This is a genomic window from Cellulomonas sp. S1-8 (assembly GCF_026184235.1).
Taxonomy (GTDB): Bacteria; Actinomycetota; Actinomycetes; order Actinomycetales; family Cellulomonadaceae; genus Cellulomonas.
In genome coordinates this window covers 2,480,886-2,505,256 of sequence record NZ_CP110806.1, presented here as the reverse complement: position 1 = coordinate 2,505,256, position 24,371 = coordinate 2,480,886, and the positions used below count along the sequence as shown (strand labels likewise).

At 72.8% G+C, this 24,371-nt stretch carries 21 protein-coding genes; 10 read left to right on the top strand and 11 right to left on the bottom strand.

Annotation, left to right across the window (positions count from 1 at the left end; genetic code table 11):
* Positions 1–33: 33 nt before the first annotated feature.
* Positions 34–1,179 carry a cysteine desulfurase family protein gene (locus OKX07_RS11235; RefSeq protein ID WP_265628166.1) on the bottom strand — a complete coding sequence of 382 codons (1,146 nt, stop codon included), beginning with the start codon at positions 1,177–1,179 and terminating at the stop codon, positions 34–36.
* A 216-nt stretch (positions 1,180–1,395) separates the two neighbouring features.
* On the opposite strand from OKX07_RS11235, the gene coxB reads away from it, so the two are divergent.
* Genes coxB through OKX07_RS11220 form a run of 3 tightly spaced genes read left to right on the top strand, consistent with a single transcriptional unit; the run spans position 1,396 to position 4,483 of the window.
* Entirely contained in the window at positions 1,396–2,265 is an 870-nt protein-coding gene (gene coxB / locus OKX07_RS11230) for a cytochrome c oxidase subunit II (RefSeq protein WP_265628165.1), read from the top strand.
* Positions 2,265–4,088, top strand: coding sequence for a cytochrome c oxidase subunit I (gene ctaD, locus OKX07_RS11225; protein WP_265628164.1), 1,824 nt, complete (start codon positions 2,265–2,267; stop codon positions 4,086–4,088). Before coxB ends, ctaD begins: the two co-directional genes overlap by 1 nt.
* Positions 4,085–4,483 (top strand): cytochrome c oxidase subunit 4, encoded by a 399-nt coding sequence (locus OKX07_RS11220; RefSeq protein WP_265628163.1) that lies wholly within the window; start codon positions 4,085–4,087, stop codon positions 4,481–4,483. The genes ctaD and OKX07_RS11220 overlap by 4 nt, the downstream gene beginning before the upstream one ends.
* A gap of 71 nt (positions 4,484–4,554) precedes the next feature.
* Here the strand turns inward: OKX07_RS11220 and OKX07_RS11215 are convergent, their stop codons facing one another.
* From OKX07_RS11215 to OKX07_RS11195, 5 genes are all read right to left on the bottom strand, one after another.
* On the bottom strand, positions 4,555–5,184 hold the full coding sequence (locus OKX07_RS11215; protein WP_265628162.1) for a superoxide dismutase: 630 nt from the start codon (positions 5,182–5,184) through the stop codon (positions 4,555–4,557).
* Between the two features lie 122 nt (positions 5,185–5,306).
* A complete protein-coding gene (locus OKX07_RS11210) occupies positions 5,307–7,052 on the bottom strand; it encodes a cytochrome b (RefSeq protein ID WP_265628161.1) in 1,746 nt (581 codons plus the stop codon).
* Complete coding sequence (locus OKX07_RS11205) at positions 7,049–8,101, bottom strand: Rieske 2Fe-2S domain-containing protein (protein WP_416220877.1); 1,053 nt, start codon at positions 8,099–8,101, stop codon at positions 7,049–7,051. Before OKX07_RS11205 ends, OKX07_RS11210 begins: the two co-directional genes overlap by 4 nt.
* A 2-nt stretch (positions 8,102–8,103) precedes the next feature.
* Positions 8,104–8,889 carry a c-type cytochrome gene (locus OKX07_RS11200; protein WP_265628159.1) on the bottom strand — a complete coding sequence of 262 codons (786 nt, stop codon included), beginning with the start codon at positions 8,887–8,889 and terminating at the stop codon, positions 8,104–8,106.
* 73 nt (positions 8,890–8,962) lie between these two features.
* The gene (locus OKX07_RS11195; protein WP_265628158.1) at positions 8,963–9,610 is read right to left on the bottom strand and encodes a cytochrome c oxidase subunit 3; all 648 of its coding nucleotides are present in this window, start codon (positions 9,608–9,610) and stop codon (positions 8,963–8,965) included.
* 215 nt (positions 9,611–9,825) lie between these two features.
* On the opposite strand from OKX07_RS11195, the gene OKX07_RS11190 reads away from it, so the two are divergent.
* Together OKX07_RS11190 and trpD are read left to right on the top strand one after the other, a co-directional pair.
* Positions 9,826–10,242, top strand: coding sequence for a hypothetical protein (locus OKX07_RS11190; protein WP_265628157.1), 417 nt, complete (start codon positions 9,826–9,828; stop codon positions 10,240–10,242).
* On the top strand, positions 10,239–11,288 hold the full coding sequence (trpD, locus tag OKX07_RS11185) for an anthranilate phosphoribosyltransferase (protein ID WP_265628156.1): 1,050 nt from the start codon (positions 10,239–10,241) through the stop codon (positions 11,286–11,288). The genes OKX07_RS11190 and trpD overlap by 4 nt, the downstream gene beginning before the upstream one ends.
* Positions 11,289–11,342: 54 nt before the next feature.
* On the opposite strand, the gene OKX07_RS11180 is transcribed toward trpD, so the two are convergent.
* Both OKX07_RS11180 and OKX07_RS11175 read right to left on the bottom strand, forming a co-directional pair.
* A complete protein-coding gene (locus OKX07_RS11180; RefSeq protein ID WP_265628155.1) occupies positions 11,343–11,624 on the bottom strand; it encodes an Lrp/AsnC family transcriptional regulator in 282 nt (93 codons plus the stop codon).
* Between the two features lie 8 nt (positions 11,625–11,632).
* Positions 11,633–13,450: a DEDD exonuclease domain-containing protein gene (locus tag OKX07_RS11175; RefSeq protein WP_265628154.1), complete on the bottom strand. Its 1,818-nt coding sequence runs from the start codon at positions 13,448–13,450 to the stop codon at positions 11,633–11,635.
* Between the two features lie 71 nt (positions 13,451–13,521).
* Between OKX07_RS11175 and OKX07_RS11170 the strand changes: the two genes are divergently transcribed.
* Entirely contained in the window at positions 13,522–14,889 is a 1,368-nt protein-coding gene (locus tag OKX07_RS11170; protein WP_265628153.1) for an NYN domain-containing protein, read from the top strand.
* Positions 14,890–14,969: 80 nt separating this feature from the next.
* Here the strand turns inward: OKX07_RS11170 and OKX07_RS11165 are convergent, their stop codons facing one another.
* Complete coding sequence (locus tag OKX07_RS11165; protein ID WP_265628152.1) at positions 14,970–16,772, bottom strand: AMP-dependent synthetase/ligase; 1,803 nt, start codon at positions 16,770–16,772, stop codon at positions 14,970–14,972.
* Positions 16,773–17,003: 231 nt separating this feature from the next.
* Between OKX07_RS11165 and OKX07_RS11160 the strand changes: the two genes are divergently transcribed.
* Positions 17,004–17,951 carry an ROK family glucokinase gene (locus tag OKX07_RS11160; RefSeq protein WP_265628151.1) on the top strand — a complete coding sequence of 316 codons (948 nt, stop codon included), beginning with the start codon at positions 17,004–17,006 and terminating at the stop codon, positions 17,949–17,951.
* A gap of 16 nt (positions 17,952–17,967) precedes the next feature.
* Here OKX07_RS11160 and OKX07_RS11155 read toward each other — a convergent pair whose 3' ends face one another.
* Complete coding sequence (locus OKX07_RS11155) at positions 17,968–18,612, bottom strand: hypothetical protein (RefSeq protein WP_265628150.1); 645 nt, start codon at positions 18,610–18,612, stop codon at positions 17,968–17,970.
* A 119-nt stretch (positions 18,613–18,731) separates the two neighbouring features.
* Here OKX07_RS11155 and OKX07_RS11150 point away from each other — a divergent pair, with 119 nt between their 5' ends.
* The 3 genes from OKX07_RS11150 to OKX07_RS11140 all read left to right on the top strand — a co-directional run bounded on the left by OKX07_RS11150 (position 18,732) and on the right by OKX07_RS11140 (position 22,286).
* On the top strand, positions 18,732–19,526 hold the full coding sequence (locus OKX07_RS11150) for a lysophospholipid acyltransferase family protein (RefSeq protein ID WP_265628149.1): 795 nt from the start codon (positions 18,732–18,734) through the stop codon (positions 19,524–19,526).
* A 190-nt stretch (positions 19,527–19,716) separates the two neighbouring features.
* Positions 19,717–20,937, top strand: coding sequence for a pyrophosphate--fructose-6-phosphate 1-phosphotransferase (locus OKX07_RS11145; protein WP_265628148.1), 1,221 nt, complete (start codon positions 19,717–19,719; stop codon positions 20,935–20,937).
* A complete protein-coding gene (locus tag OKX07_RS11140; protein ID WP_265628147.1) occupies positions 20,934–22,286 on the top strand; it encodes a class II 3-deoxy-7-phosphoheptulonate synthase in 1,353 nt (450 codons plus the stop codon). The genes OKX07_RS11145 and OKX07_RS11140 overlap by 4 nt, the downstream gene beginning before the upstream one ends.
* A gap of 75 nt (positions 22,287–22,361) precedes the next feature.
* Here OKX07_RS11140 and pknB read toward each other — a convergent pair whose 3' ends face one another.
* Positions 22,362–24,347: a Stk1 family PASTA domain-containing Ser/Thr kinase gene (gene pknB, locus OKX07_RS11135; protein WP_265628146.1), complete on the bottom strand. Its 1,986-nt coding sequence runs from the start codon at positions 24,345–24,347 to the stop codon at positions 22,362–22,364.
* Between the last annotated feature and the right edge of the window lie 24 nt (positions 24,348–24,371).

The window sequence follows — 24,371 nt, the reverse complement described above, 5'->3', positions numbered from 1 at the left end:
GGTCCCGGCGCCGGTGCGTCAGGCGCCGGTGGGTCAGGCGCCCAGCGCGGAACGCACCTGCGCGACCGCGGCCGGCAGCACGTCGCAGAACCGGCGCACCGCTGCCGGATCGGTGTCGGGCGCCAGCGACAGCCGCACGTTGCCCTGCGTGAGGACGCCCATCGCGGCGAGCACGTGGCTCGGCTCGAGCGCGCTCGACGTGCACGCGGAGCCCGACCCCACACCGAAGCCCGCGCGGTCCAGCGCGTCGACGATCGCCTCGCCGTCGACGTACAGGCACGAGAACGTCACGACGTGGGGGAGGCGGTCCACGGGGTCGCCGACGACCTGCACGTCGGGCACCTCGGCCGCGACCCGGCGCCGGACCTCGTCGACCAGCGCCCGTCGGTGGGCGCCGACCCGCTCCCGTTCGGCCACCGCCTCCTGCAGCGCGACCGCCGCGGCCAGCGCGAGCGGCACGTGCACGCCGCCGGGCGACCAGCGGTCCTCGTCGTCCGGCCAGTCGGGGCTGCGGCGCACGCCCGTGCGCGTGACGAGGACGCCGAGGGGCGGCCCTCCCCAGTCGCCCGCGTCGGCGACGAGCACGTCGCCGGCGCGGCCGACGTCGACGTGACCCACGCTCGCGCCCACGTCGACGACGAGCGGCACCCCGGCCGTGGCCAGCCCCGCGTGCACCGCGTCCACGGGCTGCCGTGTGCCGACCTCGCCGTTCGCGTGCTGCAGGACCGCCAGGGCGGTGCCCGGGCCCGCCGCCGCCACGAACGCGTCGGGGTCGACCCGGCCGTACGCGTCGACCGGGACGGTGCGCACCTCGCCGCCGCCGCGGGACGTCAGGTACGCCGCCGCGTGGTGCATCGCGGCACGCTCCACCGCCCCGACGACCACGTCCGCGCCCCGGCGCCGTCGTCCGCGCGCGACCGAGCGCACCGCGTTGTGCAGCGCGAGCGTGTGGCTGGGGACGAGGTCGACCTCGGCCGGCCGGGCGCCCAGCGACGCCGCGAGCGCCTCGCGCGCGCCGTCGAGCAGCAGGCGGGCGCGCCGCCCCTCGACGAACAGGCGCCGGGGGTCGGCCCAGCCCTGGTCGAGCGCCTCCAGCAGCGCGGCGCGGGCGGCGGGCCGCAACGGTGCGTGGCCCGCGACGTCCAGGACGGTGCGCGGGAAGGAGCCGAGGGCGTTCACGCGACGCACGCTAGCGCCGACCGCGGCTGCTGCACGGCCGGCCCGCCGCGCGGGACGGGGCGGTGTGACGGTGCTGACACCACGTCGTCAAACGCGCCCACCAGCACGTGGGCGGGGCCATGGGGCGCTAGGCTGACCGCGTCGAGGACGAAGGTCCCTCCGGCTGCGCGCCCACGTACGGGACGCGGGTCGCGGGACGCGAGTGGAAGGTTCCCCGTGCACCCGGTACCCCCCCGCCGCAGCCGGCGCGCGATCGTCGCCGTTCTGGCCACGGCGCTCGTCATGGCGCTCAGCGGCTGCTCCGAGACCGTCCAGCGTGGCTGGCTCCCGGGTTTCAGCGACCAGGAGGTCACCGACCAGACGGGTCGCGTGGTCTCGCTGTGGGTCGGCTCGTGGATCGCCGCGCTGGTGGTCGGCGTCATCACGTGGGGGCTGATCCTGTGGTGCGTCGCGGTCTACCGCAAGCGCAAGGACGACAACACGCTCCCGGTGCAGATCCGGTACCACGTCCCGCTCGAGATCATGTACATCCTGCTGCCGGTCGTCATGGTCGGGGTGCTCTTCTACCACACCAACGACGACACCCTGGCGATGACGGACACCTCCGCGGAGCCCGACGTCAACATCCAGGTCATCGGCAAGCAGTGGAGCTGGGACTTCAACTACCTCGACGAGGACGTGTACGAGACCGGTCAGCACGCGCAGGACATCGGCAGCGACGCCGCCGCCCTGGGTGAGCAGGTGACGCTCTACCTCCCGGTCGACCAGCGCGTCGAGTTCACGATCGACTCGCGCGACGTGATCCACTCCTTCTGGATCCCCGACTTCCTGTTCAAGATGGACATGGTCCCGGGGCACACCAACACCTTCCAGGTGACGCCGACGCGCGAGGGCACGTACCTCGGCAAGTGCGCCGAGCTCTGCGGGGAGGAGCACTCCTCGATGCTGTTCAACGTCGCGGTCGTCTCCCAGGACGAGTACGACGCCCACATGGCAGAGCTGCGCGAGCGCGGCCAGACGGGCTCGCTCGGCCTCGAGTACAGCCGGCAGCAGGACCTGAACGACGTGGCGGAGGACGAGGACTGATGGCGGCCAACACCGAGGTCATCCCCGGCCTGTCCCCCCGGCGGCAGTCGCTGGGGCGGACGGTCGTGAAGTGGATCACCTCCACCGACCACAAGACGATCGGGTACCTGTACCTGATCACGTCGTTCGTCTGGTTCGCGATCGGCGGCATCCTCGCGCTGCTCATCCGCGCCGAGCTGTTCGCCCCCGGGATGGACCTGTTCCAGTCGAAGGAGCAGTACAACCAGGCGTTCACGATGCACGGCACGATCATGCTGCTGCTGTTCGCGACGCCGCTGTTCGCCGGGTTCGCCAACATCATCATGCCGCTGCAGATCGGCGCGCCCGACGTCGCGTTCCCGCGGCTCAACATGTTCGCGTACTGGCTGTACCTGTTCGGTGGCCTCATCGCTGCCGCCGGCTTCCTCACGCCGCAGGGCGCCGCGTCGTTCGGCTGGTTCGCGTACGCACCGTTGTCGAACCAGATGTACTCACCAGGGCTCGGGGGAGATCTCTGGGTCTTCGGCCTGGCGCTCACGGGCTTCGGCACGATCCTGGGCGCGGTCAACTTCATCACCACGATCGTCACGATGCGCGCCCCCGGCATGACGATGTTCCGCATGCCGATCTTCACCTGGAACATCCTGGTGACGTCGCTGCTCGTCCTCATGGCGTTCCCGCCGCTGGCCGCCGCGCTGTTCGCGCTCGGCGCCGACCGGCGACTCGGGGCCCAGGTCTTCAACCCGGACAACGGCGGTGCTCTGCTCTGGCAGCACCTGTTCTGGTTCTTCGGCCATCCCGAGGTGTACATCATCGCGCTGCCGTTCTTCGGCATCGTGACCGAGATCCTGCCGGTCTTCAGCCGCAAGCCGATCTTCGGCTACAAGGGTCTGGTCTACGCGACCATCGCGATCGCGGCCCTCTCGGTGACGGTGTGGGCGCACCACATGTACGTCACCGGTGCGGTCCTGCTGCCGTTCTTCTCGTTCATGACGATGCTCATCGCCGTGCCGACCGGTGTGAAGTTCTTCAACTGGATCGGCACGATGTGGCGGGGCAAGCTCACGTTCGAGACACCGATGCTGTGGACCATCGGCTTCCTCGTGACGTTCCTCTTCGGCGGCCTGACCGGGATCATCCTGTCGAGCCCCGCGCTGGACTTCCACCTGTCCGACACCTACTTCGTGGTGGCCCACTTCCACTACGTGGTGTTCGGCACCGTCGTGTTCGCGATGTTCGCCGGCTTCTACTTCTGGTGGCCCAAGTTCACCGGGCGCATGCTGGACGAGCGGCTCGGCAAGATCCACTTCTGGCTGCTGTTCGTCGGCTTCCACATGACCTTCCTCATCCAGCACTGGCTGGGTGTGATCGGCATGCCGCGCCGGTACGCCGACTACTCGCCGGCCGACGGCTTCACGTGGATGAACCAGGTCTCGACGGTCGGCTCCGCGATCCTGGCCGCCTCGACGCTGCCGTTCCTCTGGAACGTCTACGTCACGTGGCGCAACGCGCCGCGCGTCACGGTGGACGACCCGTGGGGCTACGGCGGCTCGCTCGAGTGGGCCACGAGCTGCCCCCCGCCGCGCCACAACTTCACGTCGCTCCCGCGCATCCGTTCCGAGCGCCCCGCGTTCGACCTGCACCACCCCGAGGTGGCCGCCATGGACCACGTCCAGCCGGACGACCCGGGGCCGTTCGACTGGGCACCGGACAGCACGGGTGAGCGCGAGCTCGCCGAGGAGCGGATCGCCCGGGGGACCGGTGAGGAGCACCAGTCCACGGCGACCGTGGTCGAGGACGACATCGAGGACGTGCGCGAACGGCGCGAGGAGGACGAGCGGTGAAGTTCGAGGCGAAGCTCTTCCTCTACGGCATCCTCTTCTTCGTCCCCGTCGGGCTCATCTACGCCCTCTGGAGCGACGGTGAGCCGGTCGGCGCCGTGGGCATCCCGCTCGTCGGTGGCCTCGTCGGCATGATCGGCGGGTACTTCGCGCTCCTGGCGCGTCGGATCGACCCCCGCCCCGAGGACGACGAGCTCGGCGAGATCGAGCAGGGTGCCGGCAACCAGGGCACGTTCAGCCCGTGGAGCTGGTGGCCGCTGGTCGTGTCGCTCGGCGCCTCCCTCGCGTTCCTCTCCCTGGCCGTCGACTGGTGGCTGATGATCCCGGCCGTCGCGCTGGGCGTCATCGGGCTCGTCGGTTGGCTGTTCGAGTTCTCCCGCGGGCAGCACGCGCACTGACCCGTACGGACGACGACGGCCCGTCACCGCGATGGTGACGGGCCGTCGTCGTCCGTACGGCGAGGCGTGTGTCAGGCAGACGCCACGATGAGTCCCGCCGTCTGCGTGCGGGCGCGCGTGAAGCGTGCTGCCGCGTCGGTCCAGCTGACGATGTTCCACCACGCCTTGACGTAGTCCGCCTTGACGTTGACGTAGTCGAGGTAGAACGCGTGCTCCCACATGTCGAGCACGACGATCGGCACGAGGCCCAGCGGGTAGTTGCTCTGCTGGTCGTAGAGCTGGAAGATCGCGAGCTTCTGGCCCACGGAGTCCCAGCCGAGGATCGACCAGCCGGATCCCTGGATCGCGAGCGCGTTGGCCGCGAAGTGCTTCTGGAAGGCCTCGAACGACCCGAAGAACTCGTCGATCGCCGCGGCCAGCTCACCCGTCGGCCGGTCGCCGCCCTCGGGGGAGAGGTTCTCCCAGAAGACGGAGTGGTTGATGTGCCCGCCGAGGTGGAACGCGAGGTTCTTCTCGTGCAGGTTCACCGCGGCGAAGTCGTCGGCCGCGCGCGCTGCGGCGAGCTTCTCGAGCGCGGTGTTCGCGCCTGCCACGTACGCGGCGTGGTGCTTGTCGTGGTGCAGCTCCATGATCCTGCCGGAGATGTGCGGCTCGAGTGCCGCGTAGTCGTACGGCAGGTCCGGGAGCGTGTAGTCAGCCATCTGATGCCTCTCCTGCGTGGGGTGGCGGCGCCGTGGCATCCGCCCGGAAACGCCGTCGCGGTGCCCGGCACGTCCGGCCGGACACCGCGAACGGTCGTCATCTGGTCAACCCTGGTCCAGGATCACCTGTTCCGCGCGTCGGGATCCGTCTCGTCCGACGGACGCAGGCGTGTACCGCCGCCCGTCGGCGCGCTCTCCGCGAGCAGCTGCGCGGGCGCCTTCTCCTGGTCGGACCCCAGGGCGTCGTGCTGGCCGTGCGAGTGCGCGGCCAGCAGCTCGATCGGCGTGACCGGCTCGACGCGGTCCTCGTAGAAGGCCTGCGAGAGCCGCTGCCGCATGCGGTCGAGCCCGTAGCCCTTGCGACGCACGCCGCGCGAGTCCTCTGCGGGCTCGATCGCGATCGGTCGGATCACGTCGTGCTGCACGCGCAGCCAGCGCTCGTGCGCGTCGATCGGCTTGTGGACCTCGATGTACTCCCCGGATGCGAACCGGACGATCTGGCCGGTCTCGTGGCCGTGCAGCACGATCTCGCGGTCCTTGCGCTGCAGCCCGAGGCAGATGCGCTTGGTCACGACGAACGCCGCCCACGGGGCGAGGAAGAACAGGGCGCGGAAGGCCCACGTGATGTCGTTGATCGACATGTCGAAGTGCGTCGCGATGAGGTCGTTGGACCCGGCGAGCACGAGGATGAGGAACGCCATGAGCACCGACACACCGAACGCGGTGCGGAACGGGCGGTTGCGGGGGCGGTCCAGCACGTGGTGCTCGCGCTTGTCGCCCGTCGCGAACGCCTCGACGAACGGGTAGAGCGCCAGCAGCGAGAAGAGCACGCCGGGGATCACGACCGCGGGGATCAGGACGTTGAGGGACAGCGTCCAGCCGTCGGGCCCGAACAGCACGTACTCCGTCTGCCCGGGCATGAGGCGCAGCGACCCCTCGAGGAACAGCATGTACCAGTCCGGTTGGGCGCCGGCGGACACAGGGGAGGGGTCGAACGGGCCGTAGTTCCAGACCGGGTTGATCGACATCGTGGCGGCCATGAGCGCGATGACCCCGAACACGACGAAGAAGTAGCCGCCCGCCTTGGCGACGTAGATCGGGTACAGCGGGTACCCCACGACGTTCGCGTTGGTGCGGCCCGAGCCCGGGTACTGCGTGTGCTTGTGCAGCACGACGAAGAACAGGTGCAGGGCGATCAGCGCGAGGATGAGGCCCGGCACGACCAGGATGTGCAGCGTGAACAGGCGGGGGATGACGTCGTGGCCGGGGAACTCGCCGCCGAAGATGAAGTACGACAGGTAGCTGCCCAGGATCGGGATGGAGCGGACCACGCCGTCGGTGATGCGCAGCCCGTTGCCGGACAGGACGTCGTCGGGCAGCGAGTAGCCCGTGAAGCCGGCGGCCAGGCCGAGGATCATGAGCACGAAGCCGACGAGCCAGTTGAGCTCACGCGGCTTGCGGAACGCGCCCGTGAAGAACACGCGCATCATGTGGGTGACGATCGCGGCCATGAAGATCAGGGCGGCCCAGTGGTGGATCTGCCGCATCAGCAGGCCGCCGGTCACCTCGAACGACAGGCGCAGCGTCGAGGCGTACGCCTCGGACATCTCGACGCCGTTCATCGTCGGCCACGGGCCCTCGTAGTGCACCTCGGTCATGCTCGGGACGAAGAACATGGTGAGGAACACGCCCGAGATGAGCAGCGTCACGAAGCTGTAGAGGGCGATCTCGCCCAGCAGGAACGACCAGTGGTCCGGGAAGATCTTGCGTGCGAACTCCTTGACCGCGCCCGCGATGCCGGTGCGCTGGTCGAGGTAGTCGGCGGTGGCCGCTGCCGCGCGACCTGTCGGTGCTTGGGTGGTGCTCATCGCAGCCGCTCCCAGAAGCTCGGGCCGATGGGCTCGTGGAAGTCGCTCTGCGCGACCAGGTAGCCCTCGTCGTCAACGGTGATCGGCAGCTGGGGGAGCGGCCGCTTGGCGGGACCGAACACGACCTTCGCGCCGTCGGCGACGTCGAACGTGCTCTGGTGGCAGGGGCACAGCAGGTGGTGCGTCTGCTGCTCGTACAGGGCCACCGGGCATCCCACGTGGGTGCAGATCTTCGAGAAGGCGACGATGCCGTCGTACGACCAGCCCTCGCCCTGCTCGGATCGGATCTCCCGGGGGTCGAGGCGGACCAGCAGGACGACGGCCTTGGCCTTCTCGTCGAGCGGTGCGTCGGTCTCGTCGAGACCCTCGGGGATCACGTGCACGACCGAGCCGACGGTGACGTCGGCTGCCTTGATGGGGCGCCCTGTCGGGTCGATCGTGAGCTTCTTGTCCTTGGCCCACATCGTGCGCTTGAACTTCGAGACGTTCCAGTCCTCGCCGACCTCACCGATGAGGGGCAGCACGAGGGTGAGCGGGAAGAGGGCGAGGGACGACACGAGCGCGCCCTTGAGGACGCCGCGCCGGCCGATGGCCGAGTCCTTGGCGCCGTCCTGCAGCACCTCGACGGCGTCGGCTCGCGTCTGCTCCGAGCTGCGCTGCGCGTGCCGGTCCTCGGCCTTCTCGTGGTCGTTCATGAGCGACTTCGCCCAGTGCACGGCCGCCAGGCCGATGCCGAGCAGCGCGAACGTCAGGCCCAGGCCGAGCGCGAGGTTCGACGTGCGCATCGACTGGACCGTCTCGCCGGGCGGCAGGGCGAAGTACGCGGCGATGAAGCCGATCGTGCCCAGGACCGAGATGGCGAACAGGGCGACGACCTGGCGCTCCGCGCGCTTGTTCGCGGCAGGCTCGACGTCGGAGCGCCGCGGGCGGTGCGGTCCGAAGCCCGGGTTCTCGAACTTGTCGACGCCGTCCTCGCCCTCGCGCAGGACGAGGTCCGAGCCGGCGGCGTCGCCGGGCTCGGGACCGTCGTGGCCGTGGCCGTGGGTCATGCTCACGAGGACCTCGCTCCGATCCAGACTGCTGCGCCGATGAGGAGCCCCATGCCGACGATCCAGGCCCACAGGCCCTCGCTGACCGGGCCGAGGCTGCCGAGGTCCAGACCACCGGGTGCGCCCTCGCCCTGCAGGTCGAGGAACGCGATGATGTCCCGCTTCTCCTCCGACGTGAGCGTCACGTCGTTGAAGACCGGCATGGACTGCGGTCCGGTGACCATCGCCTCGTAGATGTGCGTGGGGGTCACGTCCCAGAGGTTCGGCGCCCACTTGCCCTGGGACAGCGCACCGCCGGCGCCGATGGCGTTGTGGCACATCGCGCAGTTGGTGCGGAACAGGGCCATGCCGTTCGCGGGGTCGCCCAGGGAGGGGTCGACCTGCTCGGCAGTCGGGATCGACGGGCCGGGTCCGAGCGCGGCGACGAAGGCCGCGAGCGCGGCGATCTGCTCCTCGTCGAACTGCGCCGGCTTGGCCGGGGCCTGCGGGCCGTTCGCCTGCATCGGCATGCGGCCGGTGCCGACCTGGAAGTCGACGGAGGCGGCGCCGACCCCGACGAGCGACGGCACGTCGTCCGTGCCGGTGGCGTCCGGGCCGTGGCACGTCGCGCAGTTGGCCTGGAACAGCTTCTCACCGGTCTCGACCTGGTCCGCCGTGGCGGCCGCGGGTGCGGCGTCGGCGGACGTGGGAGACAGCACGGCGTACAGCGCGCCGGTGAGCAGCAGCGCCAGCAGGAGCAGCACGACCGGCGCTCGCCGGTCGTGCCTGCGGGCTGCGAGTGCCTTCACGGATCGGTCCTCGTCTCGCGTGTCGGGGGGTGCGGGTGGGGGCAAGCGCCGACCCGTGCAGGGCCGGCCGTCGTCATCTGACCAGGTAGATGACCGCGAACAGCGCGATCCAGACCACGTCGACGAAGTGCCAGTAGTACGAGGTGACGATCGCGGTCGTCTCCTCGTGGTGGGTGAAGCGCTTGGCCGCGAAGGAGCGACCGAGGAGGAAGAGGAAGGCGATGAGCCCGCCCACGACGTGCAGGCCGTGGAAGCCGGTCGTGAGGTAGAACACCGAGCCGTACGGCGACGACGAGATGGTCAGCCCCTCGTGCACCAGCTCGGCGTACTCGAAGATCTGGCCGCCGACGAAGACGGCGCCCATGACGTACGTCAGCGTGATCCACTCGTTCATGCCCCAGCGCCAGAACTGCAGGAGCGAGCCGGTGCGCACGGGCTGGAGCCGCTCGGCTGCCCAGACGCCCATCTGGCACGTCACCGACGACAGCACCAGGACGGTCGTGTTCGCGAAGGCGAACTCCAGGTTGAGCTTCTCGGTCTGCAGCGCCCACTCCTCGGGGGCGGCCGCGCGGACCGTGAAGTACATGGCGAACAGCCCGGCGAAGAACATGAGCTCGCTGGCGAGCCACACGATCGTGCCGACCGACACCGGGTTCGGTCGGTTGACGGTCACGTGAGGGGCGGGGCGCGAGGCAGCCGTTGCGGTCGACACGTTCGTCATTATGGCTGACGTGCGCCCTGCATGGGTCGTTCGGCCCACGCCCGCGCGTTGGGATATGTCACATCGTCACTTTCTCGTGACCCTCCGGCGACCTGCGGCGACGTCCCGCGCCGTGCAGCGCGCTGCGGTGCGCACCCACCGGGCGGGCCGTGCCCCGTCGGCCGCCGACGTGCCAAGATGCCGGTGTTCCACGTCGATGACGAGTGAGGGGCACCATGAGCACCGCAGAACCGGCGGCCCGCGCGCCGCGCATCCTGCTGTACAGCGACGACGTCGACGCCCGCGAGCAGGTGCGGCTCGCGGTGGGCCGGCGCCTCGGGCGCGGCGAGCCGGACATCGAGTGGACCGAGGTCGCGACCGCGGCCGCCGTCATCACGGCGGTCGAGGCGGGCGGCCTGGACGTGCTGGTCCTCGACGGCGAGGCCGACAAGGTGGGCGGGCTCGGCCTGTGCCGCCAGCTCAAGGACGAGATCTACCGCTGCCCCCCGGTCCTCGTGCTGACCGGTCGTCCCCAGGACGCGTGGCTCGCGTCGTGGTCGAACGCCGACGCGGTCGTGAGCCGGCCCCTGGACCCGGTCGTGCTGCACGCCGCGGTCGCGGACCTCGTGCACGCGGAGGCGGCCGGCCGATGACGGCGACCTTCACCTGGCCCGACCTGCTGACGTCGCTGGTCCGCGGCCAGGACCTCGACCGCGCCGGCACGTCCTGGGCGATGAACCGGATCATGAGCGGAGAGGCGTCGCCGTCGCAGGTCGCGGGCTTCCTCGTGGCCCTGCGCGCGAAGGGCGAGACGGTCGACGAGCTCAGCGGCATGGCCGAGACCATGCTCGAGCACGCCCACCGCTTCGAGTCACCGGGTCGCTCCGTGGACATCGTCGGGACGGGCGGCGACCGCCTGCACACGGTGAACATCTCGACGATGGCCGCCCTCGTCGTCGCCGGCACCGGGCTGACGGTCGTCAAGCACGGCAACCGGGCGGCGTCGTCGTCGACGGGCACGGCCGACGTCCTCGAGGCGCTGGGCATCCGGCTCGACCTCCCGCTGGACCGCGTCGCCGCCCTCGCCTCCGAGGTCGGCATCACGTTCTGCTTCGCCGGCGCTTTCCACCCCTCGATGCGCCACGCGGGCGCCACCCGCCGTGAGCTCGGCATCGCGACGGCGTTCAACTTCCTCGGGCCGCTGACCAACCCGGCGCAGCCGCAGGCGAGCGCGATCGGCGTGTCGGACGCGCGGATGGCGGGGCTCATCGCGGGCGTGCTGGCGTCGCGCGGCCGTTCCGCCCTGGTCTTCCGCGGGGAGGACGACGGCCTCGACGAGATCGCGGCCACGGGGCGGACGCGGTTCTGGGAGGTCCGTGGCGGTGACGTGCGCGAGGAGCTCGTCGACTGGACGGAGTCCGGCGTGGGCCCCGTGACGATCGAGCAGCTGCGTGGCGGCGCCACCGAGCAGAACGCCGCGGTCGTGCGGGCGCTCGTCGCCGGCGAGCGCGGGCCCGTGCGCGACACCGTCGTGCTCAACGCGGCCGGTGCGCTCGTGGCGGACGGCACGCTCCCGGGCACCGCCGAGGGCTCGCTCGTGGCTCGTCTCGCCGCGGGCGCGCGCATCGCCGAGCGGGCGATCGACGACGGGGCCGCAGCGGACGTGCTCGAGCGCTGGCGGGCGGCCGCGGCTCTCTGAGCGGCGCGTCCGCCCGGGGCGCCGGGCGGACGCTGCCGGGCGCGGCGTGCGCGCTCAGTCCTCCAGGCCGAGCGCGAACGCCTCCTCGAGGTCGTGCTTGGAGTACGCGCGGAACGCGATGTAGGTCTGCGTGCGCAGCACCCCCTCGACCTTGCTCACCTTGTCGGCGATGACGTCGGCGAGCGTGTCGTGCTCGCGGACGCGCACGAGGGCGATGAGGTCGACCTCCCCGGTCACCGAGTAGACCTCGGAGACCCCGTCGATCTCGGCGGTCGCCGCGGCGACCTCGGGGATACGGGCGGCGTCGCAGTCGATGAGCACGATGGCGGTGAGCATGTCCGCCATCATGCCGTGCGAGCCGGTGCCGTGGCAGCGGCGGGGGTCGCGTCGTCGACGAGCGGTGCGCGCGGTGCGACGAGGTCGAGGGCGATGGCGGTGGCCGCGTCCCGGGACGCCTGCGCGGAGCGTGCGGGCGAGGACCACTCGCCGTCCACCTCGACGAGCCGGACACCGGGCTGCTCCAACCACGCGAGGACGAGGTCGGTCTCCTCCGGGTGCGCCGCCGTCGCGGGCCCGAGGGGTGCGCTGACGTGCTCGCCCCCGGCCCGCAGGCTCCCCACGACCGGGCGCGGGTCGGTGCGTCGGTCCACCACCGCGGTGCCGGCGAGCCTCCCGTACCGCACCAGGACCAGCTCCCAGCCGCCCTCGTCGGTGCGGCGCGCGGCGATCAGCTCGCGGCAGGCGGCGGCCCGGGCGTGGCGCTGCGCCCGCGCTGCTCCCCGGACGAACGCCGTGAGCCGGTCCCGCACGGTCGCGGCCTCCTCGAAGCGCTCCTGCGTGGCGAGCGTGCGGATCCGGGCGGCGTGGGCCTGCACGACGGCGCGCGGGTCGGCAGCCATCGCGTCGCGCACGGCGTCGGCGACGGGCGCGTACGCGTCGACGTCCTGCCCGCCGACGCACGGCGCGCCGCACCGCCCGACCTCGGCGAGGACGCACGCGTGGGCCCCGGGTGCGGGCACAGTCGGCAGCCGCCCGGTGCACTGCCGCACCGCGAACGCGTGGTGCAGCGCGTCGACCGCCTGCTGCGCGAGCGCGTGGGACGCGAACGGCCCGATGTGCGCGGTGCCCTGCCGCACGTCGCGCACCACCGAGAGCCGCGGGTACGGCTCGTCGGTCAGCCGCACCCAGGGCATGCGCTCCGGGGCGCGCGACCGGCGGTTGTAGCGCGGTGCGTGCTCGGCGATGAGCCGCAGCTCGCGGACCCGCGCCTCGAGCGGCGACGCGCACACGACGGGGTCGACGCGGACGGCGAGGCGCACCATCTCGACCATGCGGCTGCGCTTCTCGCCCGACGTGAAGTAGCTGCGGACGCGGCGGCGCAGCGACGTCGTCGACACCCCGACGTAGAGCACCTCCTCGCGCGGGCCGCGGAACAGGTAGACGCCGGGGGAGTCCGGCAGGTCGTCGGCCAGGGTGCGGCGGCGGCGGACGTCGGCCGGGACCGGGTCGGTCGCCGTGGCGAGGTCCTCCAGGTGCGTGATGCCGAGCGGGGCGAGCCGTCCCAGCAGCGCGTGCAGCACGTCGACCGTCGCGCGCGCGTCGGCCAGGGCGCGGTGGTTGGGCGTCACGGTGGCCCCGAACAGCGCGGCCAGCGTCGACAGCTTGTGGTTCGGTGCCTCGTCGCGCAGCACCACCCGGCGCGCGAGGCGGACGGTGTCGACGACCGGGAACCCGGGCCACGCGCGCTCGCAGCGTGCCGCCGCGGCGCGCAGGAACCCCACGTCGAACGGGGCGTTGTGCGCGACGAGCACCGACCCGCGCGCGAACTCGAGGAAGCTCGGCAGCACCTGGGCGATCGTCGGCGCGCCGACGAGCATGGTCGTGGTGATCCCGGTGAGGACCTGGATGAACGGCGGCACCGGCCCCCCGGGGTCGACGAGCGTCTGGAACTCACCCAGGACCTCGCCCCCGCGGACCTTCACGGCGCCGATCTCGGTGATCGCGTCCTCGGCGGCCCGCCCGCCGGTCGTCTCGAGGTCGACGACCACGAACGTCACGTCCCGCAGGGGTGTCCCGAGCTCGTCGAGCCCCAGCTGCACGGGCGTGGCGCCCGGCCCCGGCGTCACCCCGACGGCGGGGCGCAGACGGCGGGGGCTGGACATGCCCCGGACGGTACCGGGCAGGACCGACACGCCCGCGCGGCCGCGCCGCGCGCGCGACCTAGGCTGACGACATGGCAGGTCCAGCGGGCGGTCGGGGAGCGGACGACGCCGCCGGCGTGCCCGATGCGCTGCGCGGCGCGCTCGTGCGGCTCGCGGCGGACGTGCTCGCCGACACCGAGCCGGCGCAGACGCCGACCGCGCTGCTCGCGGTCCGCCGGTTCGCGCCGCGCCGGCGGGCGGTCGCCGGGGCCGTGCCGCTGTGGGTGGCGCTGTGCGGCGACGAGGCGTTCCGCGCGCGCGTGACGCGCGTCTGGCTGCAGACCCGTGAGCCGGCCGACGGCGTCGACGACGAGCCCGTCGACGAGCCCGTCGACGACGCGGGCGAGGGTGCGCCCGACGGCGACCCGGCCGTCACGGAGCCCGGGGAGCCGCACGCGTCGGACGCGGCACCCGCCGGCGTGGCGACCCTCGACGACGCCGTCGGCGCGTGGCTGCGGGACCTGCCGTGGCAGCACCTCGTCCCCGAGACCGTGCCGGACACCGACGGCGATGCGGCGCGCCGCGTCGACGCCGTCGAGCGCGAGGTCGAGCGGCTGCGCACCGCCCTCGGGGTGGCGCGCGCCGGGGAGCGCGCGGCCCGCGACGAGCTGGCCGGGCTGCAGCGCGAGCTGCGGCGGCTGCGCTCCGACGCCGACCGCGCCCGCAGCGAGGCCCGTGCGCTGGCCGCGACCGCCGCGCAGGACGCGCAGCGCGCCGCCGCCGACCTCGCGGCCGCCGCCGACGAGCGCGCGCGGGCGGCCACGGACCGGCGCTCGGCCGCGGCCGAGCGGACGTCGGCGCGCGACGAGGTGCGCACCGGCCACCGGCTGGCGGAGTCCCGCGTGCGGCTGCTCCTCGACACCGTGGTCGACGCGGCGAGCGGCCTGCGTGCCGAGCTCGCGCTGCCCCCGGTGCGCGACCTGCCGGCCGACCTGGTGGCGCCTGCGGCCGCGGCGACGCACGACCGTCCGACGTCGCGCGGCCGGTCGGTCGACGACCCGGCGCTGCTCGACGACCTGCTGCGGCTGCCGCGGGCGCACCTGCTCGTCGACGGCTACAACGTGTCGAAGACCGGGTGGCCGCACACCACCCTGGCCGACCAGCGCCGGCTGCTCGTGGACGGCATGGCCGCGCTCGTCGCCCAGACGGGGGCCGAGGTCACGTGCTGCTTCGACGGGCAGCCGGGCCACCGCGCGGTGCCGCCGGTGCGCGGCGTGCGGGTGCTGTTCACGGCGGGGGACACGGCCGACGACCTGCTGCGTCAGCTCGTGGCCGCCGAGCCGACCGGCCGGGTGCTCGTCGTGGCGACGTCGGACCAGGAGGTCGTGCGCGACGTCGAGGGCGCGGGGGCGTGGGCCGTGCCGTCGGCGACGCTCGTCGAGCGCCTCCGTCGGCGCTGAACGCACGCACCGCGCCCCCGGCCGGTGGGCGGGGGCGCGGTGGGGACGGTCGACGTGCGCGCGGGCGCCCGTCAGGCGTGTCAGTGCTCGTCGTCGGCGTACAGGGCCTCGACGTCGGCCGCGAAGTCCTTGAGGACCTCCGCGCGCCGCACGCTCAGCTTCGGCGTGAGGTAGCCCTCGGCGATCGTGAGGTCGCGGTCGAGGATGCGGTACCGACGGATCGACTCCGCACGCGAGACGGCCTTGTTGGTGCGCTCGACGGCCTTGTCGAGGGACGCCAGGACGTCGGGGTCCTTCGCCGCCTCCTCCACCGACATCGCGGGCTTGCCGTGCGCGGACAGCCAGCCGGGCACACCGTCGGGGTCCAGGGTGATCAGGGCGCCGATGAACGGCCGCTGGTCGCCCACGACGACGACCTGGCTCACCAGCGGGTGGCCCCGCAGGCGGTCCTCGAGGACGCTCGGGGCGACGTTCTTGCCGCCGGCGGTGACGATGATCTCCTTCTTGCGGCCCGTGATCCGCAGGAAGCCGTCCTCGTCGATCTCGCCGAGGTCGCCCGTGCGCAGCCAGCCGTCGTGGAGCGCCTCCGCGGTCGCCTCCGCGTTGCCGTGGTAGCCGCGGAAGACCTGGTGGCCCTTGATCTCGATCTCGCCGTCGGCGGCGATGCGCAGCGACGTGCCGGGCAGCGCGGCGCCGACCGAGCCGATCTTGGTGCGCTCGGGCAGGTTCACCGTCGCGGGCGCGGTCGTCTCGGTCAGCCCGTAGCCCTCGAGGACCTTCAGGCCCACACCGCGGTAGAAGTGGCCGAGGCGCTCACCGAGCGGGGCGCCACCGGAGATCGCCCACTCGACCTGGCCGCCGAGCACCTTGCGCAGCTTCGAGAGCACGAGGACGTCCGCGACCTTGTGCTGCACGCGCAGCCACGGGCTCGGGCCGCGCGGCGTGTCGAGCGCCCGCGAGTAGACGATCGACGTCTTCGCGGCGCGCTGGAAGATGGCGCCCTTGCCGCCCGCGGCGGCCTTCTGCTCGGCCGCGTTGTAGACCTTCTCGAACACGCGCGGCACGGACAGGATGAACGTCGGACGGAACGACCCGATGCCCTCGACGAGCGTCTTGGTGTCCGGCCAGTGGCCCAGCACCGCACCCGCCGGGATCGTCAGCACGTGCACGAACCGCGCGAACACGTGCGCCAGCGGCATGAACAGCATCGTGCGGGCGCCCGGCGTCGAGACGACGACGCCGAGCTTCTCGACCGCGTTGATGGTCAGCACCGCGAAGTTGCCGTGCGTCAGCTCGACGCCCTTGGGTCGTCCCGTCGTGCCGGACGTGTAGATGATCGTCGCGAGGTCGTCGCGCGCGGCGAGCCCCCGACGCCGCACCACCTCTGCCTCGTCGACGTCGGCGCCTGCGGCCACGAGGGTGTCGACGGCCCCGTCGTCGAGCACCATCACCTCGCGCAGCGCCGGTGCCTGGTCCCGCACCTCGGCGACGACCGCGGCGTGCTCGGCCGTCTCGACGACCAGCAGGCTGACGTCGGCGTCGGTGAGGATCCAGGCGACCTGCTCGGCCGAGGAGGTCTCGTACAGCGGCACGGGTACCGCGCCGACCGCCCAGGTCGCCCAGTCGAGCAGCGACCACTCGAACCGGGTGCGCGACATGATGCCGACGCGGTCGCCGGGCTGGACACCCTTGGCGACGAGGCCACGGGCGGCCGCGACGATCGCGGCGTCGTACTCGCGTGCCGTCATCGGCACCCAGCGGTCGTCGACGTGGCGCTCGACGAGCACCCCGTCGGGTGTGCGGCGCACGCGGGACGCGAGCAGGTCGTTGAGGTTGTCCGACGGATCGACCTCGACGAGCAACGGGCTGTGGGACTCGTCCATGCTGACTCCAGTGGCAGTGGGGCGACGCGTGGGTCGAGGATACGGGACCGTCGTGCCTGGACAGGGGCGTCGACGCAGGTGGCGTGGCGTCCCGCGGTGCGTCCGGGTGACCCCCGCAGGCGCGTCCCACGGCGGGGCGGGCGTGGACGCGCTCCCGCACCGTCCTCCGTGCCGCTAGCGTGGTGACGCTGCGCGACGGACGCGCGGCGGCGACGCGAGGAGCGGACGGACATGCACGCCATCGGGGTCGACATCGGCGGGACGAAGATCGCGGCGGGCGTGGTCGACGACGACGGCACGATCCTGGCCCAGACCCGCCGCGACACCGACCCCGACGACGTCGCGAGCATCGACGCCGCCATCGCCGACGTCTACCGCGAGCTGAGCGCGTCCTACGAGGTGCGCCAGGTCGGCCTGGCGGCCGCCGGGTTCGTCGCCTCGGACCGGGCGCGCGTGCTCTTCGCCCCGAACATCGCGTGGCGCGAGTACCCGCTGCGCGACAACGTCGCGGCGCTCGTGGACGACCCCCGCGTGCGGATCGTCGTCGAGAACGACGCGAACGCCGCGGGCTGGGCCGAGTTCCGGTACGGCGTGGGGCGCGACGTCCAGGACATGGTGATGCTGACGCTCGGCACGGGCCTCGGTGGGGCGATCGTCACGGGAGGGCGCCTGGCGCGCGGCGCGTGGGGCGCCGCCGCCGAGATCGGTCACATGCGCGTCGTGCCCGGCGGGCACTACTGCGGGTGCGGCCACGAGGGCTGCTGGGAGCAGTACGTGTCCGGCTCGGCGCTGGTGCGCGACGCCCAGGCAGCGGCGATCACGCAGCCGGACCGCGCGGCCGGGCTCCTCGCGCTCGCGGGCGGCCGCGCGGACGCCATCACCGGACCCCTGGTGACGCGCGCCGCGCAGGAGGGCGACGGCCTCGCGGTCGAGCTGCTCTCCGAGGTCGGTCGCTGGGTCGGCGAGGGCGCGGCGAGCGTGGCCGCGTTGCTCGACCCCGAGATCTTCGTGATCGGCGGCGGCGTCAGCGCCGCCGGCGACCTGCTGCTCGTGCCCGCGCGCAAGGCGTACGGCGAGCAGCTCTCGGGCCGGGGGCACCGGCCGGAGGCAGCGATCGTCGTGGCCGACATGGGCAACGACGCGGGCATGGTCGGCGCAGCCGACCTCGCCCGGGTCTGAGGCGGGGAGTCCGGCGTCAGACGACGGCGCCGTCGTCGTCCGACGGGTCGCGGCGCTGCGGCATCCGCCAGACCAGGATCGCCACGGCGACGACGAACACCACCGCAGCGGCCCGCACGAGCAGCGCGGGAGCGTCCTGCCACGCGACGACGATCACGAGCAGGAGCAGCGGCATGGCCGCCGCGGCACCCCACGCGAGCGTGAGCAGCGGTTCGCCGCCCAGCACGGGTCCGGGGTCCTGCGGCACGAAGTGCTCGAGGTCGTCGACCGCGTCCTCCGCGTCGCCGTACTGCGACGTGCCGTCCCAGTCGCGTCCCGTCGGCTCGGGCAGGGCGGCGGGGACCCCGTGGTCGGTCGGGGGCGCGTCGGCGTCGCGCGGGGCGCGGCGCAGCACGCGGCCCGTGCGGGGCTCGGTGTCGGCCCCGCCGTCGGCCCCGGGTCCCGCAGGGAGCTCGAGGGTCGTCCCGACGTCCGAGAGCTGGGCGACGATCGCTGCCCACGCGTCGTCGTCGGACGCCGGGAGCGTCGGGGGTGCGACGTCCGGCGCGGGCGTCGCACCGTCGTCGTCGGGTCCACCGGACGGCCGAGCGGAGGGCTCCGGCGTGCGCGGCGGACCGGTGGTGTCGTCGGCACCGGTGTCGTCGTCGGGACGTGCGTCCATGGGAGCACTCTAGAGTCGGACCCGACGTACCGGCCCGTCGCGGTCGGTGGCAGGTCCGCAGGGCTACCGGTGCCCGGCGGGACCACGGCGGTACGGCGGACGTCGAGCGAGGAGACACGTTGTTCTACTGGTTGATGAAGCGGGTGGTCGTGGGCCCTCCGCTGCGCCTGGTCTACCGGCCGTGGGTGCGCGGCGGCGAGAACGTGCCGTCCGAGGGTGCCGCGATCCTCGCGAGCAACCACCTGGCCGTCATCGACTCGTTCTTCCTGCCGCTCGTGCTCGACCGCGAGATCGTCTTCATCGGCAAGCAGGAGTACTTCACCGGCGGCGGGCTCAAGGGGCGGCTGACCGCCGGGTTCATGCGCGGCGTCGGGACGATCCCCGTGGACCGCGGCGGCGGCAAGGCCAGCGAGGCCGCGCTGCGCACGGGCCTGCGACGTCTGTCCGAGGGCGACCTGTTCGGCATCTACCCCGAGGGCACGCGCAGCCCCGACGGTCGCCTGTACCGCGGCAAGACGGGCGTCGCGCGCCTCGCGCTCGAGTCCGGTGCCCCCGTGGTCCCGGTCGCGATGGTCGGCACCGACGTCGCGCAGCCGCTCGGGAAGCGCATCCCCAAGGTGATGCGGATCGGCGTCGTCATCGGTGAGCCGCTGGACTTCTCGCGCTACCGCGGCATGGAGAACGACCGGTTCATCCTGCGCTCGGTGACCGACGAGATCATGTACGCGATCATGAGCCTGTCCGGCCAGGAGTACGTCGACGTGTACGCGGCCACGCAGAAGGCGCGGATCGCGACGGGCCACCGCGACGCCGACGACGCCGGGCAGATGCCCGCCGCGCCGGGCGGCCGTCCGGTGCCCGATGTCCAGGTTCCGGTACCGCCGCAGGACGAGGCTCCTCCGTCAGTAGGATGAGGCGGACCCGGACGCGTTCCGGGCCCGTGCGCGTCCCGTCGGGGCGCGTGCCCCGCCGTCACCTGCGTGGCGGTGCGACCCGGACCTCGGTCCCGGACGCGCCCCGCCCGCGGGACCCACGCTGGGCGCCGGCCGGGTACGTCCCGAGGACCCGTGCCCGTCAGTGCTCTGCCAACGAGAGGTGTGCCCCATGTCGGTCCGTCGCGTCGCCCTCCTGACCGCCGGCGGTTTCGCTCCCTGCCTGTCCTCCGCCGTCGGAGGCCTCATCGAGCGCTACACGGAGATCGCCCCCGAGGTCGAGATCATCGCCTACCAGCACGGCTACCACGGCCTGCTGCGCGGCGACAGCGTGACCATCACCCCCGAGGTCCGCGCGCAGGCCGGCGTGCTGCACCGCTTCGGTGGCTCGCCCATCGGCAACTCGCGCGTCAAGCTCACCAACGCCAAGGACTGCGTCAAGCGCGGCCTGGTCGCCGAGGGCCAGGACCCGCTGCAGGTCGCAGCCGACAGGCTCAAGGCCGACGGCGTGGACGTCCTGCACACCATCGGTGGTGACGACACCAACACGACCGCCGCGGACCTCGCCGCGTACCTGCACGAGAACGGCTACGAGCTGACGGTCGTGGGCCTGCCCAAGACGATCGACAACGACGTGGTGCCGATCAAGCAGTCCCTGGGCGCGTGGACCGCTGCCGAGGAGGCCGCCGGCTTCGCCGCGAACATCATCGGCGAGCACCGCTCGGGCCCGCGGATGCTCATCGTCCACGAGGTCATGGGCCGCCACTGCGGCTGGCTCACCGCCGCCGCTGCCGCCGAGTACCGCAAGTGGCTCGACACGCAGGAGTGGGTCCCGGGCATCGGCCTGACGCGCGAGCGCTGGGACATCCACGCGGTCTTCCTGCCCGAGCTCGCGCTCGACATCGACGCCGAGGCGACGCGCCTCAAGGGCGTCATGGACGAGATCGGCAACGTCAACATCTTCCTGTCCGAGGGTGCCGGCATGCACGAGATCGTCGAGCAGGTCGAGGCGTCGGGCCAGACGGTGCAGCGTGACCCGTTCGGCCACGTCAAGCTCGACACGATCAACCCGGGCCAGTGGTTCGCCGAGCAGTTCGCCGCGAAGCTCGGTGCCGAGAAGGTCATGGTGCAGAAGTCCGGCTACTACTCGCGAGCCGCGGCCGCGAACGCCGAGGACCTGCGTCTCATCAAGTCGATGACCGACCTGGCCGTCGAGTGCGCCCTGCGCGGGGAGTCCGGCGTCATCGGCCACGACGAGGAGAACGAGGACCGCCTGCGCGCGATCGAGTTCCCGCGGATCGCCGGCGGCAAGGCGTTCGACGTGTCCCAGCCCTGGTTCGGCCGTCTGCTCGAGGACATCGGTCAGCCCTTCGTCCGGGCGAGCCACTCATGACCGTCGAGCCGGACCCGCGGGTCGTCGCGGGCCTCGACGCCTGGGAGGCGCTGCCCGTCACGCAGCAGCCGCAGTGGCCGGACGCGGGCGCGGTCCGCCGCGTCCGCGACCGGCTGGCGAGCCTGCCGCCGCTGGTGTTCGCCGGTGAGGCCGACGCCCTGCGCGCGCAGCTCGCAGCGGCACAGCGCGGCGAGGCCTTCGTCCTGCAGGGCGGGGACTGCGCCGAGACGTTCGCCGAGGCGACCGCCGACAACATCCGCAACAAGATCAAGACGATCCTGCAGATGGCGGTCGTGCTGACGTACGGCGCGAGCATGCCCGTGGTGAAGATGGGGCGGATGGCGGGCCAGTACGCCAAGCCCCGTTCGTCGGACGTCGAGACGCGCGACGGTGTCACGCTGCCCGCGTTCCGCGGCGACATCATCAACGGGTTCGACTTCACCGTCGAGGCCCGCACGCCGGACCCGGCGCGCCTGCTCGAGGCGTACCACACGTCCGCGTCGACGCTGAACCTCGTCCGCGCGTTCACGACCGGCGGCTTCGCGTCGCTGCTGCGCGTGCACGAGTGGAACCGGGGCTTCACGGCCAACCCCGCGTACGCGCGCTACGAGGACCTCGCGGCGGAGATCGACCGCGCCATCCGCTTCATGGCGGCGTGCGGTGCGGACTTCGACGCGCTGCGCTCGGTCGACTTCTACTCGGCGCACGAGGGCCTCCTGCTCGACTACGAGCGTCCCCTGACGCGCGTCGACTCGCGCACGGGCCTGCCGTACGACTGCTCGGCCCACTTCGTGTGGATCGGGGAGCGCACGCGCCAGCTCGACGCCGCGCACGTCGACTTCTTCTCGCGCGTGCACAACCCCATCGGCGTCAAGCTCGGGCCCACGACGGTCGGGGACGACGCCATCGCCCTCATCGACAAGCTCAACCCGACGGGGGAGCCCGGCCGCCTGACGTTCGTCACGCGCATGGGCGCCGGCAAGGTGCGTGACCTGTTGCCCGCCCTCGTCGAGAAGGTGACGGCCGACGGCCGCCCCGTGACATGGGTGTGCGACCCGATGCACGGCAACGGCATCACGTCCGCCAACGGCTACAAGACGCGCCGGTTCAGCGACGTCATGGACGAGGTCGCCGGGTTCTTCGAGGTGCACCGCGCCCTGGGGACCGTGCCCGGCGGTCTGCACGTCGAGCTCACGGGTGACGACGTCACCGAGGTGCTCGGCGGGACCGAGGAGATCGACGACGCGGGCCTGGCACGGCGGTACGAGACGCTCGTGGACCCGCGCCTGAACCACCAGCAGTCGCTCGAGATGGCGTTCCAGGTCGTGGAGCTGCTGCGCCGCGCCTGAGGTGCCGACGAGGCCCCGGTGCGACCGTCCTGCGGTCGCGCCGGGGCCTTCGTCGTCCGGCGGTGAGGCCGCTCGTCAGACGACCTGCAGCACGACCTCGGTGCCCTTGCGGACCATCTGCCCGGCGGGGACGCTCTGGATCCGCACGGTCCCAAAGATGCCGCCCAGCACGTTCTCGCGCTTGGCCGTGAGACCGAGCGCCTCCAGGTCGGCCTTCGCCTTGTCGAACTGCTTGCCCGTCAGGTCGGGCATCTCGACCATCTCCGGCCCCTTCGACACCGTGACCGCGACGACGCCGCCGCGGTACGCGGTCTCGCGCGCCGCGGGCGTCTGGTCGATGATCCGGCCGGCGGGGACGGTGTCGTGGAAGGCCTCGGTGGCCTCGACGGTCAGGGCGTCGGGCGTGAGCTGCTCCTGGGCGTCCTCGACGGTGATGCCGACGACGGAGGTGACCGTGACGGGGGCCGGGCCGCGCGAGAGGACCAGCGTGACCGTGCCGCCACGTCGCACGTCGGCGCCGGGCTCGGCCGCAGAGCCGTCCGGGAGCGTGGCGCTCAGCACCTGCCCGGCGGGCGCCTCGTCGTGGTAGGCCTCTGCGCCGTAGGCGACCTGAAGGTCGGCGTCGACGAGCGCCAGCTCGGCCTGCGCCTGCATGGCGCCGACGATGCCGTCGGGCACTGCGACCAGGTCGGGACCCTGCGACACCGTCACGGTGACGGTCCCGTCCTTGCGGACGTCGGCGCCCGGACCGGGGTCGGTCGCCACGACCGACCCCGCAGGCACGTCGTCGTCGAACGCGGCGGCGCGGGTGTGCCGCAGGCCAGCGGACTCGAGCGCGGCGACCGCGTCGGCCTCCGTCTCCTCGACGACCGCCGGGACCTGCGTGTACGCGCCGGGGCCGACCTCGAGGTACCACCACGCGCCGAGCCCCAGCACGGCGAGGACGGCGACGACGGCAGCCACCAGCGGCCACCGGCGTCGCACGGGTGCGACGTCCGCGGTCTCGGGGACCGCGACGACGCCCAGGCCGATGGGCAGCGCGACCGTGCCGCCGCGCGCGTGGTCCCCGACCGGGACACGGGTCGTGAAGTTGTCGTCCGCGTCGAACCCGTCGTCCGTCTCGGACGGGTCGCCCTCGCCGGGATCCGTCGCGGCGGGCAGCACGACCGTCGCGGCGACGTCCGCGCGGCGGTCGAGGGTGACCCCGTCGAGCGCGGCGCGGCTGCGGCGCACGAGCTGCAGGGCGGCCGCGGCGTCGACGGGACGGTCGTCGGGGTCGTGCGCGGCGAGCGCACCGACCAGCTCGTCCACCTCCGACGGCAGCCAGTCGACGCGGGTGGAGGGCGCCGGCACCTCGGAGTTCACGTGCTGGAACGCGACCTGGATGGGGGTCTCGCCGGTGAACGGCTGCCGACCCGTCAGCATCTCGAAGAGCATCACGCCCGTGGCGTACACGTCGGTGCGGGCGTCGCTCGCGCCGTGCTGGACCAGCTCGGGTGCCAGGTAGGCGACGGTGCCCAGGACCGTGCCCGTCGTCGTCGCCGTGACCTCGGTGACCGCGCGGGCCAGGCCGAAGTCCGCGACGCGCACCCGGTCGTCGGACGCGATGAGGACGTTCTCGGGCTTGACGTCGCGGTGCACCAGGCCCGTGCGGTGGGCGGCGGCGAGCGCGTCGAGGACGCACTCGGTGACGCGCAGCGCCTCGCCGACCCGCAGGGCGCCCTGCTCGGCGATCTGCCGCCGCAGGTTCGACCCGTCGACGTACTCCATCGTCAGGTAGCTGGTCTCGCCGTCGACGCCCTGGTCGAACACCGACACCAGCCCCGGGTGCGTCAACCGTGCGGCGCTGCGGGCCTCGCGGCGGAACCGCGCGACGAACGCGCCGCCGGACGCCCCCTCGGCCAGGTGCGGGTGCATGACCTTGAGCGCGACCTCACGGTCGAGGCGCCGGTCGATCGCGAGGTAGACCGTCGCCATGCCGCCGCGCGCGATGCGGGAGACGACCTCGTACCGACCGTCGACCAGACGGCCCACGAGCGGATCGGTGACGGTGGTTCCCACGCGCGGCAGTCTACGGTCGCGGGG